Annotated in this window: 10 protein-coding genes; 4 read left to right on the top strand and 6 right to left on the bottom strand. The window is 71.8% G+C overall.

From position 1 onward, the window contains the following. Positions 1-34 precede the first annotated feature (34 nt). The gene (locus ACWDEN_RS29850; RefSeq protein ID WP_351612367.1) at positions 35-2,893 is read right to left on the bottom strand and encodes an ATP-binding protein; all 2,859 of its coding nucleotides are present in this window, start codon (positions 2,891-2,893) and stop codon (positions 35-37) included. A gap of 152 nt (positions 2,894-3,045) precedes the next feature. Further along, positions 3,046-3,876 (bottom strand): helix-turn-helix transcriptional regulator, encoded by an 831-nt coding sequence (locus ACWDEN_RS29845; RefSeq protein ID WP_351612364.1) that lies wholly within the window; start codon positions 3,874-3,876, stop codon positions 3,046-3,048. A gap of 151 nt (positions 3,877-4,027) precedes the next feature. Here ACWDEN_RS29845 and ACWDEN_RS29840 point away from each other — a divergent pair, with 151 nt between their 5' ends. Next, positions 4,028-5,701, top strand: coding sequence for an AMP-binding protein (locus tag ACWDEN_RS29840; protein WP_351612363.1), 1,674 nt, complete (start codon positions 4,028-4,030; stop codon positions 5,699-5,701). After that, entirely contained in the window at positions 5,698-7,314 is a 1,617-nt protein-coding gene (locus ACWDEN_RS29835) for an AMP-binding protein (RefSeq protein ID WP_351612360.1), read from the top strand. The genes ACWDEN_RS29840 and ACWDEN_RS29835 overlap by 4 nt, the downstream gene beginning before the upstream one ends. 273 nt (positions 7,315-7,587) lie before the next feature. Here ACWDEN_RS29835 and ACWDEN_RS29830 read toward each other — a convergent pair whose 3' ends face one another. Next, positions 7,588-8,400 carry a hypothetical protein gene (locus ACWDEN_RS29830; protein ID WP_450860885.1) on the bottom strand — a complete coding sequence of 271 codons (813 nt, stop codon included), beginning with the start codon at positions 8,398-8,400 and terminating at the stop codon, positions 7,588-7,590. Between ACWDEN_RS29830 and ACWDEN_RS29825 the strand changes: the two genes are divergently transcribed. Further along, complete coding sequence (locus tag ACWDEN_RS29825) at positions 8,306-8,515, top strand: hypothetical protein (protein WP_351612354.1); 210 nt, start codon at positions 8,306-8,308, stop codon at positions 8,513-8,515. The two genes, ACWDEN_RS29830 and ACWDEN_RS29825, sit on opposite strands and share 95 nt — an antisense overlap. Positions 8,516-8,815: 300 nt before the next feature. Further along, positions 8,816-10,603 (top strand): glyoxylate carboligase, encoded by a 1,788-nt coding sequence (gene gcl / locus ACWDEN_RS29820; protein ID WP_351612352.1) that lies wholly within the window; start codon positions 8,816-8,818, stop codon positions 10,601-10,603. A gap of 244 nt (positions 10,604-10,847) precedes the next feature. Here the strand turns inward: gcl and ACWDEN_RS29815 are convergent, their stop codons facing one another. From ACWDEN_RS29815 to ACWDEN_RS29805, 3 genes are all read right to left on the bottom strand, one after another. Beyond that, on the bottom strand, positions 10,848-11,081 hold the full coding sequence (locus ACWDEN_RS29815; RefSeq protein WP_351612350.1) for a hypothetical protein: 234 nt from the start codon (positions 11,079-11,081) through the stop codon (positions 10,848-10,850). A gap of 421 nt (positions 11,082-11,502) precedes the next feature. Then, on the bottom strand, positions 11,503-12,960 hold the full coding sequence (locus ACWDEN_RS29810) for a catalase (protein WP_450860831.1): 1,458 nt from the start codon (positions 12,958-12,960) through the stop codon (positions 11,503-11,505). A gap of 161 nt (positions 12,961-13,121) precedes the next feature. Continuing rightward, the gene (locus ACWDEN_RS29805) at positions 13,122-14,015 is read right to left on the bottom strand and encodes a 2-hydroxy-3-oxopropionate reductase (RefSeq protein WP_351612347.1); all 894 of its coding nucleotides are present in this window, start codon (positions 14,013-14,015) and stop codon (positions 13,122-13,124) included. Between the last annotated feature and the right edge of the window lie 39 nt (positions 14,016-14,054).

Below are 14,054 nucleotides of genomic sequence, written 5' to 3'. Positions count from 1 at the left end.
ACCCTCGGTCCGGTTCAGTTAACCGGCCGCGTTCTCACTTCGCGCGGCGAGCCGCCGCCAATCGGACGATGTCGACCCGCGAGCGGATCCCCAGCTTGCGGTAGACCCGGGTCAGGGTCGCCTCCACCGTCTTGACGCTGATGAACAGCCGGGCGGCGATCTCCCGGTTGGTCGCGCCCTCCATGACCAGCGCGGCGACCTGACGCTCCATCGCGGCCAGCACGTCCAGCGCGTCCAGGGCGTCCGGCACGGCGAGCGCGGGTTCCGGAGCGGGGGCGGCGAGGGATTCGTCCACCTGGCGCAGCCAGGGCAGCGCCCGGCAGCGGCGGAACATCCGGGTGGCCTCGTCGTACGCCGAGGAAGCTGTGCCTGTTCGGGCCTCCGGGGCGCCGAGGCCCGTGACCGGGCGGGTGCCGCGCAAGCGGGCCAGCGCGAACGCGGCCCGCGCCTCCTCCAGCCCGTAGCCCAGCTTGCCGAGCCGGTCCTGAGCGGACGTCAGCTGGGCGATCGCGGCCTCCGGGTTCCCCTGGGCGGCCCGCACCAGGGCCTCGGAGCGGTCCAGGACGGCGAGGACGCTGTCCCGGCCGAGCCTCAGGGCGTGCTCGCGGCTCGCGTCGATGACGTCCTGCGCCTCGGCCGGTTCACCGATCCGGACCAGCGCCTCGGCGAGATCGCCCTGCCAGCGGCCGCGCGCCGGGTCGGTGATGCCGAGCCCCAGCTCCAGCGTCCGCACCCGGCGCAGGGAGCGCACGGTGCCCGCCGGGTCCCCGGCCACCAGCTGGGCGTATCCGAGCGCGCCCAGGGCCCGGGAGAGGTACATCTGGTCGCCGTCCTCCTCGGCGTGCTCCACCGCCTCCCGGGCGAGCGCCAGGGCCCGGTCCACGTCGCCGCCGGAGGCCTCGGCGAGCGAGGTGAGCATCGCCGAGGCGGTCTCGCCGATCCCGGAGTCCCGGGCGAGACGCAGGCTCTCGCGGGCCAGCTCCAGGGCGCGCCCGCAGTGCCCGGCGCGCAGCTCGGTCTCCGCGAGGCCGCGCAGGAAGTGCACCTCGCTCTCCACCGAGCCGCGCCGGCGCACCTCGCGCAGCAGCGCGGTGACCGTCGCCCGGGCCTCGGCCAGCTGGTCGCCCATGACCAGCCAGCGGAACCGGGCGCTGCCCGCCCCGTTGTGGTGACAGGCCACCCGGGGGTCCTGAGGCTCCTTCAGGGCGCGTTTGATGGTGCGGGGCGCCTCCGGGTGGCCCATCAGGGTCTCGGTCTGCGCCTGGAAGGCGAGGGAGAGCAGTTCGGTGCGCCGGTCCGTGCCGCGCGCGGCCAGCTCGGCGGCGTGCGCGGCGGCCTCGCGGGCCTCGGTGAAGTCGCCCTCGACGATCAGCGCCCGCCAGGCCAGCTGGTAGTGGACCAGGGCCAGCAGCCGGGGGTCGTCGCCGGCGTCGGCGAGGGCCTGCGGGAAGACGGCGTCGACCTCGGCCATGGTGTGGCCGGCGGTGTCGATGACGATGATCCAGGCCCGCACCCGGTCGGCGGGCACACTCGCCTTGGACAGCACCTCGCGGGCGATGTCCCGGGCCAGGTCGATCTCGCCCGCGGTGATCGCGTCCTCGGCGGCCTGCAGCCTGCGCTCCTCCTGGCTCGGCACACCGTCGGCGGGGGTGTGCCGGGCGGCGAGCAGACCCAGGTGGGCGGCGACCGAGGGGGCGCCGCGGTCCCGGGCGAGGGCGGCGGCCTCGGCGAGCCGGGCGGCCACGTCCGGGTCGGTGCCGGTGGTGGCGAGGGCCAGGTGCCGGGCCCGTTCGATCGGGTCGGAGGCGGCCGTGGACAGGGCCGCGTGCGCGGCGCGCCGCTCGTGCGCGGGCGCCTCCGCGTACAGCGCGGCCGATATCAGCGGGTGGGCGAACCGTACGGCGGGTGCGTCGGGCTCGGTGGCCAGCAGCCCGAGTTCGGCGGCCTGGGCGCATTCGGCCTCGGCGTTGGACCGGCCGGCCGCGTGCAGCAGCGCCGGGGTGGGGCGGGCGCCGGCGCTGGCCACCAGCAGGGTGCGGCGGGCCTCGACGGACAGCATGTCCAGGCGGCTGAGCACCAGGGCCCGCAGGCTGGTCGGCACCGGCAGCGGCTCGCCCGGCCTGGGCGGGGTGGGGCTGTCGGCGAGGGCGCGGCCGAGTTCCAGGGCGAACAGCGGGTTCCCGCCGCTGGTGCGGTGGATCTCGCGGAGGGTGGAGCGGGGCAGGTTGCCGTGGCCGCGGTGGTCGAGCAGCTGGGCGACCCGGGCGCGGGAGAGCGGGCCCAGCCGGACCGCGAGGGTGCCCGGCGGGCAGGCGCGCAGATGCCGGTCGTACTCCTGGCTCTCCTGACCCTCGGTGCGTACCGCGCACAGCAGTTGCACGGGGGTGCCCTCCAGGCGGCGGGCGGCGAAGCCGAGCAGTTCGGCGCTGGCCGGGTCCAGCCACTGCAGGTCGTCGGCGACGACGAGGACGCCGCCGTGCGCGGCGAGTGCGCGCAGCGCGGAGAGCACCGCGAGGCGCAGGGCGAGTCCGTCGCGCTGGAGGCTGGACTCGCCGCGGCCGGTGAGCGCCGACTCCAGGGCGGTGCGCTGGGCGACGGGCAGCCGCGGGGAGACGTCGTCGAGGACCAGGCCGAAGAGGTCGGCGAGGGCCAGGAAGGGGAGATGGGATTCGGACTCGGTGGCGGAGCAGCGCAGGACGGTGCGGGCGGTGGCGCCGTATTCCTCGGCCAATGCCCGCAGGACGGTGGATTTCCCTATTCCGGCGGGACCGTGGAGCAGCACGCTGCCGCCCGAGGCGAGTTGGTCACGGGCGCCGGCGAGCAACTCCTCGCGGCCGATGACCAGGTCGGGGCGGCACCTGGCAGGCTCCTGGAAGTCCCGTCGCACGGTCACCGCTCCCCTCGTGTGTCGTGTCCGGGCCAAATTCTAGGCAACGATCCTTGAAATTCGGACGGAAGCCGTGGTGAGGGAAATAACAAACGGTCAAGCATAGGGAAATTCAAGGCGTCCCCGCTTGAATGAACGGGTTTCCCGGCTGCCCTCCGTCACGGCAGCAGTCCCGCCCTGCGGGCCGCGGTCGCCGCCTCCCCTCGGGTGTGCGCGCCCAGCTTCCGCATCGCCGAGCGCAGATAGCCCTTCACCGTCTCCGCACGCAGCCCCAGCCGCTCGGCCACGGCCGCGTTGGTCGCCCCCGCCGCCACCCAGGACAGCACGTCCAGTTCGCGCGGCGCCAGGGTAACGCCCCCCTTCCGTGGCGGCGCGGTCAGCAGTCCGCAGGCCGCGAGCAGTTCGGCCCGCAGATCCGGATCGCTGATCCGGGAGGCCAGGGCCCTCAGCGCCGCATGCGCCTCCCGCACCTGTTCCCAGGCGGCACCCTGGTCGCCGCCGGCGGGCTCCGGCCGAGCCGCGGCCAGCAGTCCGCGCGCCTGGTCCCGCACCACCAGCGCCTGCTCCAGGTCCCGGGCGACGGCCATGGCCGCGCCGAGCGTGCGGTCGCCGAGGGGCTGGGCCGAGCGCAGCGCGCCGTAGAGCACGCCGCGCACCCGGCGCCGTACCACCACGGGCACCGCGACGACCGAGCGGATCCCCTCCGCGGCCACCGGGACGTCGTACTCGTGGCTGATCTGCCGGGAGCTGGAGTAGTCCGTCACCGCGCACGGCCGGGCCAGGGCCACCGCCTTGCCGCCGAGTCCGTTGCCGGAGGTCACCGCGAGCGAGCGCAGGGCCGTCGTGGTCGTGCCGCTCAGCTCGCTGATCCGGATCTGCGGCCGGCCGGACTCGACCAGGCCGCCGAAGGCGACCGGCAGCCCCGTGAGGTGGCGCAGCCGGGCGAGCGCACCGCCGATCTCCACCGTCCCCGCCGCGTCTGCCGTCACGTCTTCGCCCCTTCTGCCGTCCCCACCCCCGTTCGGGGGTAGTGAGACCTGCATCACGGATTAGACGATGCCAGAGAGCCGCCCGGCAATGGTCGGAACAGCGGGAGTGAGCCGCAGGCCCAGGGCGCGCCGGTGACGCGAGGAGTGTGTGATGACGACGGTGACCGAGTCGTTCCGTGAGGCCCGGGACTTTCTGCTGGCGCACCGGGAGGACTATGCCGCCGCCTGTGAGGGCTTCGCCTGGCCACGGCCGGCGCACTTCAACTGGGCACTGGACTGGTTCGACGTGATCGCCGCCGGCAACGACCGGACCGCGCTGCACATCGTCGAGGAGGACGGCGGCGAGACGCGGGTGTCCTTCGCCGGGATGTCCGAGCGGTCGAACCGGGTCGCGAACCACCTGCGTGCGCGGGGTGTCGCCGCCGAGGACCGGATCCTCGTCATGCTCGGCAACCAGACCGAGCTGTGGGAGACCGCGCTGGCCGCGATGAAGCTGCGCGCGGTGGTCATCCCCGCCACCCCGCTGCTCGGTCCGGCCGACCTGCGCGACCGGGTGGACCGGGGCCGGGTGAAGCACGTGATCGTACGGGCCGAGGACGCCGCGAAGTTCGCCGAGGTGCCCGGCGACTACACCCGGATCTCGGTCGGCGGCCCGCCGCAGGAGGGCTGGGAGCCGTACGAGGACGCGTACACCGCCCCCGCCGAGTTCCTCCCCGACGGCCCCACCCTGGCCGACGACCCGCTGATGCTCTACTTCACCTCCGGTACGACCGCCCGCCCCAAGCTCGTCGAGCACACCCACACCTCGTACCCGATCGGGCATCTGGCCACCATGTACTGGATCGGCCTGAAACCCGGTGACGTGCACCTGAACATCTCCTCGCCGGGCTGGGCCAAGCACGCCTGGTCCAATCTGTTCGCGCCGTGGAACGCCGAGGCGACCGTCTTCCTCTTCAACTACACACGGTTCGACGCGGCCCGGCTGATGGCCGAGATGGACCGGGCCGCAGTGAGCACCTTCTGTGCCCCGCCGACCGTGTGGCGCATGCTCATCCAGGCCGACCTGGGCCTCCTGGCCACCCCGCCCCGCGAGGTGGTGGCCGCCGGCGAGCCGCTCAACCCCGAGGTCATCGAACAGGTCCGGCGGGCCTGGGGCGTCACCATCCGGGACGGCTTCGGGCAGACCGAGACCGCCGTGCAGGTCTCCAACAGCCCCGGCCAGCTGCTGAAGACCGGCTCCATGGGCCGCCCGAGCCCCGGCTACCGCGTCGAGCTCCTCGACCCGGTCTCCGGCGCGCCCGGTGCCACCGAGGGCGAGATCGCCCTCGACCTGTCCGAGCGTCCGGTCGGCCTGATGACCGGCTACCACGGCGACCCGGACCGCACGGCCGAGGCCATGGCGGGCGGCTACTACCGCACCGGGGACATCGCCTCCCGCGACGAGGACGGCTATCTGACGTACGTCGGCCGCGCGGACGACGTCTTCAAGGCCTCCGACTACAAGATCAGCCCGTTCGAGCTGGAGAGCGCGCTGCTGGAGCACGAGGCGGTGGCCGAGGCCGCCGTGGTGCCCGCGCCGGACGAGCTGCGGCTCGCGGTGCCGAAGGCGTACGTCGTGCTCGCCGAAGGCTGGGAGCCCGGACCCGGCACCGCGAAGGTCGTCTTCGAGCACTCCCGCCAGGTGCTCGCCCCCTACAAGCGCATCCGCCGGCTGGAGTTCGGCGCGCTGCCCAAGACCGTCTCCGGCAAGATCCGCCGGATCGAGCTGCGCGAGGCGACGGCCCAGGGCTCGGAGCACGAGTACCGCGAGGAGGACTTCCGGTGACCGCATCGCTGTCGTACCCGCACGGAACATCGCTGTCGTACTCGCACGGAACCGGTTCCACCGCCCTGCTCGGCGACACCATCGGCGCCGGCCTGGACCGGGCCGTGGCCGCCTGGCCGGACCGTGAGGCCCTGGTCGACGTGCCCTCCGGGCGGCGTTGGACGTACGCCGAATTCGGCGCGGCCGTCGAGGAGTTGGCGCAGGCGCTGGTCGCGAGCGGAGTCGTCAAGGGCGACCGGGTGGGCATCTGGGCGGTCAACTGTCCGGAGTGGGTCCTGGTGCAGTACGCCACCGCCCGCGTCGGCGCGATCATGGTGAACATCAACCCGGCCTACCGCACCCACGAGGTCGAGTACGTTCTCAACCAGGCCGGGATCTCGCTGCTGTTCGCCTCCCTGAGCCACAGGACCAGCGACTACCGCGCGATGGTCGAGGAGGTGCGCGGCAGGTGCCCTGCGCTGCGCGACGTCGTGTACATCGGCGACCCGAGCTGGGAGGCACTGCTCGCGCGGGGCACGGGTGACGCCCCGTACGCGGAACTGTCCTGCGACGACCCGATCAACATCCAGTACACCTCGGGGACCACCGGCTTCCCGAAGGGCGCCACCCTGTCCCACCACAACATCCTCAACAACGGTTACTTCGTGGGCGAGTTGATCGCCTACACCGAGCAGGACAGGATCTGCATCCCGGTGCCCTTCTACCACTGCTTCGGCATGGTCATGGGCAACCTCGCGGCCACCTCGCACGGCGCCTGCATGGTCATCCCGGCCCCCTCCTTCGACCCGAAGGCCACCCTGGAGGCGGTGCAGCAGGAGCGCTGCACATCCCTCTACGGCGTCCCGACCATGTTCATCGCCGAGCTCAACCTCCCCGACTTCGCCACGTACGACCTCTCGACCCTGCGCACCGGCATCATGGCGGGCTCGCCGTGCCCGGTGGAGGTGATGAAGCGGGTCGTCGCCGAGATGCACATGGCGGAGGTCTCCATCTGCTACGGCATGACCGAGACCTCCCCGGTGTCGCTGCAGACCCGACGGGACGACGACCTGGAGCACCGCACGGGCACCGTCGGCCGCGTGCTGCCGCACCTGGAGGTCAAGGTCGTCGACCCGGCCACCGGCGTCACCCAACCACGCGGCACGGCGGGGGAGTTGTGCACCCGCGGCTACAGCGTGATGCTCGGCTACTGGAACGAGCCCGAGAAGACCGCCGGGGCCGTGGACGCGGGCCGCTGGATGCACACCGGGGACCTGGCGGTGATGCGCGAGGACGGGTACGTCGAGATCGTCGGCCGGATCAAGGACATGATCATCCGTGGCGGCGAGAACATCTACCCGCGTGAGATCGAGGAGTTCCTCCACGCCCACCCGAAGATCAGGGACGTCCAGGTCGTCGGGGTGCCGCACGAGAAGTACGGCGAGGAGGTCCTGGCCTGTGTGATCCCGTACGACGCGGCCGACCCGCTCACCCTGGAGGAACTGCGCGCCTTCTGCCGGGACCGGCTCGCGCACTACAAGATCCCCAGCCGGCTGCGGATCCTCGACTCCTTCCCGATGACGGTGTCCGGGAAGGTGCGCAAGGTCGAACTGCGGGAGGCGTACGGGGCGTGAGACGGCCGGAACCGGGCATGTGCTACCTGCTCGAGGACGGGCCCCGGAGGAGCGCGCTGTCGGCGGCACACTCGGCCGGGACCCGTCGGCAGGCATGCGAAGCCTGATGACACAGCCGACCGCCGCGCCCACCGTGGCGGGGCTGTCCCGGAGGTGTCGCCGCGTCGGGCGTGCCCGAGAGCAGGCGCGGCGCGGGGAAGTACGCGGGACCCCGCCGTGCTCGTCCGAGCTGAGGCCGGTTCGCCGGTGGTGACAGGGTGGCCCGGGGGCGTGTCAGGTCCGTCGGTTCCGTGGTCGGGGGTCCGGTTCCGGCGCTCCGTCGGTGTTCAGTGTGTCGGCGTGGTCGTTCACCGGCTGCGGGACGCCCGCGAGGTCCAGGACGAAGAGCGGGATGCCCAGGGCGTCCGCGCGGGCCCGGGCGTCGTCGGTGTAACCCGCGAGGGAGAAGTACACACAGTCCGCGGACTCCGTCATCGACGTCAGCCACAGGCACTCCACGTCCCGCGGCGCCGCCGGGCGCACGGTCGGGTCCACCTGGGCCAGCAGCCCGTGCGCGGCGAGCCCGATGCCGTTCGGTGGCCGCTGGTCGGCACGGCGGATGTCCCGGTAGCCGAGCCAGCGCAGATAGAGCGCGGCGACGGTGACGGCGTCGCGGGCGGTGCGGATGGCGCGCGGCGGGAAGGCGGGGCGGTGGGTGGAGTGGCGGTCCGGGAACCCCGGCTCGGCCGCCGCGGACGGCGTGCCGGGGTACGACGAGGGCATCCCGGTCTGACCGGGCGGCATCCCGGACTGTGACGACGGCGTCCCGGCTGCTGCCGACGGCGTCCCGGAAACGGCAGGCGGTGTGCGGGGATCTGCCAGGGGTGCACGGGGGTCTGACCCGGGTGCGCGAGGGTGTGCCGGGCGTGTCCGGGGGGCTGCCGGGGGTGTGGCCCGGCCTTCCGGCGACGTCTGGGCGTCTGCCCGCGGCGTGCCAAGGGCTGTCGGAGGCGTGATCGCCACCGGGACGCGCAGGACCGTGCCGCAGGAGCAGCCCAGCTCCGGGTGGGGCCACTGGCTCAGGCGCCCGCAGGCGGCGCAGGGCACGGAGATCCACTCGTCGTCCCAGGCCCGGTGGGCCGCCACGGCAGGCTCGGTGGCCGGATCCAGCCGCGGGGCGGTGGGCGCGCCGCACACGCACGGATACACCGGCGCGGTGTAGACGTGCTCGCGCCGGCAGGCCGGGCAGCGCACCGGCACGCTCTCGGGCATGGCCCACCCCCAGGCGTCACGTCGGAACAGTCGCGTCGGGACAGCGGCCCCATCGTCCTCCTTCTCGCGCCGCTTGTCCGGCGCTTGGCCCGTCTGCACCTCTCTTGACGACAGTTGGTGTGCGCTTCTACATTGATTCCAGATAGTAGAAGTTAATTTCCGCAATGCGGAAGTTTGACCATCTGGAGACTGTGCTCACCGCGGGGCGCGACGGGAGTACGCATCCGAGAAGCCGAAGCAGGAGTACTCGATGGCTCGTATGACCGCTGCCCGCGCGGCAGTTGAGATCCTCAAGCGCGAGGGCGTCACCGACGCCTTCGGTGTGCCGGGCGCGGCGATCAACCCCTTCTACAAGGCGCTCAAGGAGGGTGGCGGCATCAACCACACCCTCGCCCGCCATGTCGAGGGCGCCTCGCACATGGCCGAGGGGTACACCCGCACCAAGCCGGGCAACATCGGCGTCTGCATCGGCACCTCCGGCCCGGCCGGCACCGACATGATCACCGGCCTGTACTCGGCCATCGGCGACTCCATCCCGATCCTGTGCATCACGGGCCAGGCGCCCACCCACGTGATCCACAAGGAGGACTTCCAGGCCGTCGACATCGCCTCGATCGCCAAGCCGGTCACCAAAATGGCGGTCACCGTGCTGGAGGCCGCGCAGGTCCCCGGCGTCTTCCAGCAGGCCTTCCACCTGATGCGCTCCGGCCGCCCCGGCCCGGTCCTGATCGACCTGCCGATCGACGTCCAGCTCACCGAGATCGAGTTCGACCCGGAGACGTACGAGCCGCTGCCCGTCTACAAGCCGGCCGCGACCCGCGCCCAGATCGAGAAGGCGATCACCTTTCTTCTGGAGTCGGAGCGCCCGGTCATCGTGGCCGGCGGCGGCATCATCGGCGCCGACGCCGTCGACCTCCTGGTGGAGTTCGCCGAGCTGACCCAGACCCCGGTCATCCCCACCCTGATGGGCTGGGGCGCGCTGCCCGACGACCACGAGCTGAACGCCGGCATGGTCGGCGTCCAGACCTCGCACCGGTACGGCAACGCCAACTTCCTGGAGTCGGACTTCGTCCTCGGCATCGGCAACCGCTGGGCCAACCGCCACACCGGCTACAAGCTCGACGTCTACCGCGGCGACCGCACGTTCGTCCACGTCGACATCGAGCCCACCCAGATCGGCAAGATCTTCCCGCCGGACTACGGCGTCGTCTCCGACGCCAAGGCCGCGCTGGAGCTGTTCGTCGAGGTGGCCAAGGAGCTGAAGGCCGCCGGCAAGCTGCCCGACCGCGCCGATTGGGTCGCCTCCACCCAGGAGCGCAAGGCCTCCCTCCTGCGCCGTACGCACTTCGACAATGTGCCGATGAAGCCGCAGCGCGTGTACGAGGAGATGAACAAGGCCTTCGGCCCGGACACCCGGTACGTCACCACCATCGGCCTCTCCCAGATCGCCGGCGCGCAGATGCTGCACGTCTACAAGCCGCGCCACTGGATCAACTGCGGCCAGGCCGGCCCGCTCGGCTGGACCATCCCGGCCGCGATCGGCGTCGCCAAGGCCGACCCGGACAGCCCGGTGGTCGCCCTCTCCGGCGACTACGACTTCCAGTTCCTGATCGAGGAGCTGGCGGTCGCCGCCCAGCACAGGATCCCGTACGTCCACGTGCTGGTGAACAACGCCTACCTCGGCCTGATCCGCCAGGCGCAGATCGGCCTGGACATCAACTTCCAGGTCAACCTGGAGTTCGAGAACATCAACACGCCCGAGATCGGCGTCTACGGCGTCGACCACGTGAAGGTCGCCGAGGGCCTGGGCTGCAAGGCGATCCGGGTCACCGAGCCGGACCAGCTGGGCGCGGCGTTCGAGCAGGCGAAGAAGCTGGCCGCCGAGTACCGGGTGCCGGTCGTCGTCGAGGCGATCCTGGAGCGGATCACCAACATCTCGATGAGCCGCACCATGGACATCAGCGACATCTCCGAGTTCGAGGACCTGGCCACCGAGCCGGGTCACGCGCCGACGTCGATCAAGCCGCTGAAGGTCTGACCCCGCACCGCACACCAAGGGCGGCCCGTCCGGAAGGACGGGCCGCCCTTTCGCGTCCCCCGTGGCACCCCCGTTGCGTCCCCCGTGCTCCCCCGTGGCCGGGGCCCGCCGCCCCCGTGCCGGCGGGCCCCCTGTGCCCCTAATCTGCCCCGCTGCGGGGGCGGTTGAAGCCTGAGCCGCGGGGTTCAGAGGTTGATTTGAGGATGGCGTAGCCCGCCTACGACCGCTGCCGTACGCCGAGCCGCTACAGCTCGTGCTCCGACAGCCCCGGCCAGTCGTCGGGCCCGCCGCCCTGCCACTCGATGAGATCGCTCTCCTCCACCTCGATCCGGTCCAGGTCGGCCAGCCGGAGAATCTCCACGACGTCGTCCAGGTGCGAGGCGATGCCCAGGGTCACGTCCCCCTCGGTCACCCGCCGGGACCCGTCCAGGGCCGGGGAGTGGACCACGATGTGCGGATACTGCGTCGGATTGCCCATGCCCTCAGCGTCCTGCGGATACGGCGGGCCCGCACGCCGGGCCCGGGCCGCGCCCGGACAGCACGAAGCGCTCCCCCTGGCCGGGGGAGCGCTTCGTGTCCGTATGGTGACCGTCCGACGGCGCGAGGCTGGGCGCGACAGGTCGTTCGCGCCGCCGGACGGAGCGGGGTGGCCCCCGGAAAGGGGGGCTGGGTGGGACCGTGGGGGCGTGCGACGGAGCCGGGGCCCCTTCCCTCTGGTCGAGAAGGGGGCTCGGTCCTTCACCACCGCACTGGCTCGCACGCCGCCACGGTCCTCGCCCTGCCCGCGCCCACGGCCGTACGGTCACCCCTCATCCGGGCCGTACGGCGTGCCGCGCGGGCCGCGTGCGGAGATCCTGACCTCCCGTCGGATTCCGTACGCTGCTTGCGGGTTCCTGGTCTCAGTCCTCGCGCAGGGCGCGGACCGCCTCTTCCACGCGCCTGCCGTACTCCGGGTCGGCGGCGTGGAAGTGGGCCAGGTTCTTCTCGATCACGTCGTCGCGGGAGACCTGCGAGAGGCCGCCGGCGATGTTCGCGACGAGGCGGGACTTCTCCTCCGCGGACATCAGGCGGTACAGCTCGCCCGCCTGGTAGAAGTCGTCGTCCTTGGTGTGGAGCGGGGCCTCGTGGTTGCCCGTGTGGCCGGAGACCGCCAGCGGGGCTGACAGCGGGCGGCCGGTCTCCACCGGGCCGTCGTAGGAGTTCGGCTCGTAGTTCTTGGCGTGACGGCCCTGGCCGTTGACCGCCATGAAGCCGTCGCGGCCGTAGTTCTGCACGGTCGTCGCCTTCGGGGCGTTCACGGCCAGCAGGGTGTGGTTGACGCCCAGGCGGTAGCGGTGCGCGTCGGCGTAGGCGAACAGGCGGCCCTGGAGCATCTTGTCGGGGGAGGCGCCGATGCCCGGAACGAAGTTGTTCGGGGAGAACGCGGCCTGCTCGACCTCGGCGAAGACGTTGTCCGGGTTGCGGTCCAGCACCAGGCGGCCCACCCGCTGCAGCGGGTAGTCCTTGTGCGGCCACACCTTGGTCAGGTCGAACGGGTTGAAGCGGTAGTCCGCCGCCTCGGCCGCCGGCATGAGCTGGACGTACAGGGTCCAGGACGGGTGCACGCCCCGCTCGATCGCCTGCAGCAGGTCCGTCTGGTGGGAGTTGGGGTCCTTGCCCGCGAGCTCCGCGGCCTGCTCGGCGCTCAGGGAGCGGATGCCCTGGTTCGTCTTGAAGTGGTACTTGACGAAGAAGGCCTCGCCCTCGGCGTTCGTCCACTGGTAGGTGTGCGAGCCGTAGCCGTTCATGTGCCGGTACGACGCCGGGATGCCGCGGTCGCCCATCAGCCAGGTCACCTGGTGCGTGGCCTCGGGGGCGTGTGCCCAGAAGTCCCAGACGTTGTCCGGCTCCTGGCGGCCCGTGAAGGGGTCGCGCTTCTGCGAGTGGATGAAGTCGGGGAACTTGATCGGGTCCTTGATGAAGAACACCGGGGTGTTGTTGCCGACGAGGTCGTAGTTGCCCTCCTCGGTGTAGAACTTCACCGCGAAGCCGCGCGGGTCACGCACGGCGTCGGCGCCGCCGAGGGAGTCGGCCACCGTCGAGAAGCGCACGAACACCTCGGTGCGCTTGCCGATCGCGCTCAGGAAGTCGGCGTGGGTGAAGCCGGTGACGTCGTCCGTCACCTCGAAGTGGCCGTACGCACCGGAGCCACGGGCGTGCACCACGCGCTCCGGGATGCGCTCGCGGTTGAAGCGCGCGAGCTTCTCCAGGAGCTGCTGGTCCTGGATCAGGAGCGGGCCGCCGACGCCGGCGGAGGCGGAATTCTGGTTGTCGGCGACCGGGGCGCCGGACTCTGTCGTGAGCACGCGCTTCGACATCGGGGACCTTCCGTGCGGGTGTCAGCGGAAACCTGTTTCCGCTTCGTGGAGCCTAAAAGTTGGTGGTGTGGGCGTCAACAGTTTGTTGAATTCGATTCCGGGCCGCGGCGCCGCCTGGGCGCGACAGGACAGGTGTCAGCGGTGCCGCGGCCCGGAAGTCTCTACAGCTGAGCGCCGGAGAGGCGCTCGACCGCCCGCAGCAGGGCCGAGTGGTCCAGGCCGCCGTCGCCCTGGGCGCGCAGCGAGGCGACCAGCTGGGCGACCACGGCACCGACCGGAAGGGCCGCGCCGACGTTGCGGGCGGCGTCGGTGACGATGCCCATGTCCTTGTGGTGCAGGTCGATGCGGAAGCCCGGCTTGAAGTCGCGGCTGAGGAAGTTGTCCTTCTTCCGTGTCAGCACGGTCGAGCCGGCGAGGCCGCCGTTGAGGACGTCCAGCGCGGCCGCGAGGTCCACGCCCGACTTCTCCAGGAAGACCACGGCCTCGGCGCACGCCTGGATGTTCACGGCGACGATCAGCTGGTTGGCGGCCTTCACGGTCTGGCCGGAGCCGTGCGGGCCGCACAGCACGATGGTCTTGCCCAGCGCCTCGAAGATCGGCTTGGCCTGGTCGAAGTCGGCCTGCTCACCGCCCACCATGATCGACAGTACGGCCTCGACGGCGCCGGCCTCACCGCCGGACACCGGGGCGTCCAGCACCCGGATGCCCTTGTCCTTGGCGGCCTTCGCGAGGTCCACGGAGGTCTGCGGGGTGATCGAGGACATGTCGATCAGCAGGGCGCCCTGCTTCGCGTTCTCCAGGATGCCGTCCGGGCCGTAGGAGATGGCCTCGACCTGCGGGGACGCGGGCACCATCGTGATGACCACGTCGGCGTCGCGCACGGCCTCGGCGATGGAGGAGGCGGCGGTGCCGCCGGCGGCGGCCAGGCGGTCCAGCTTGTCCTGCTCGAGGGTGAAGCCGGTGACCTGGTAACCCGCCTTGATCAGGTTCTCGGACATGGGGGAGCCCATGATGCCGAGGCCGATCCACGCGATCTTGGGAAGGTTGCTGCTCATGATTGGGGGTGCCTCTCTCAACTGCCTTGCAAAGTCAGG

The organism is Streptomyces sp. NPDC001153 (assembly GCF_053598315.1).
This window is presented reverse-complemented; position numbering and strand designations above follow the sequence as displayed.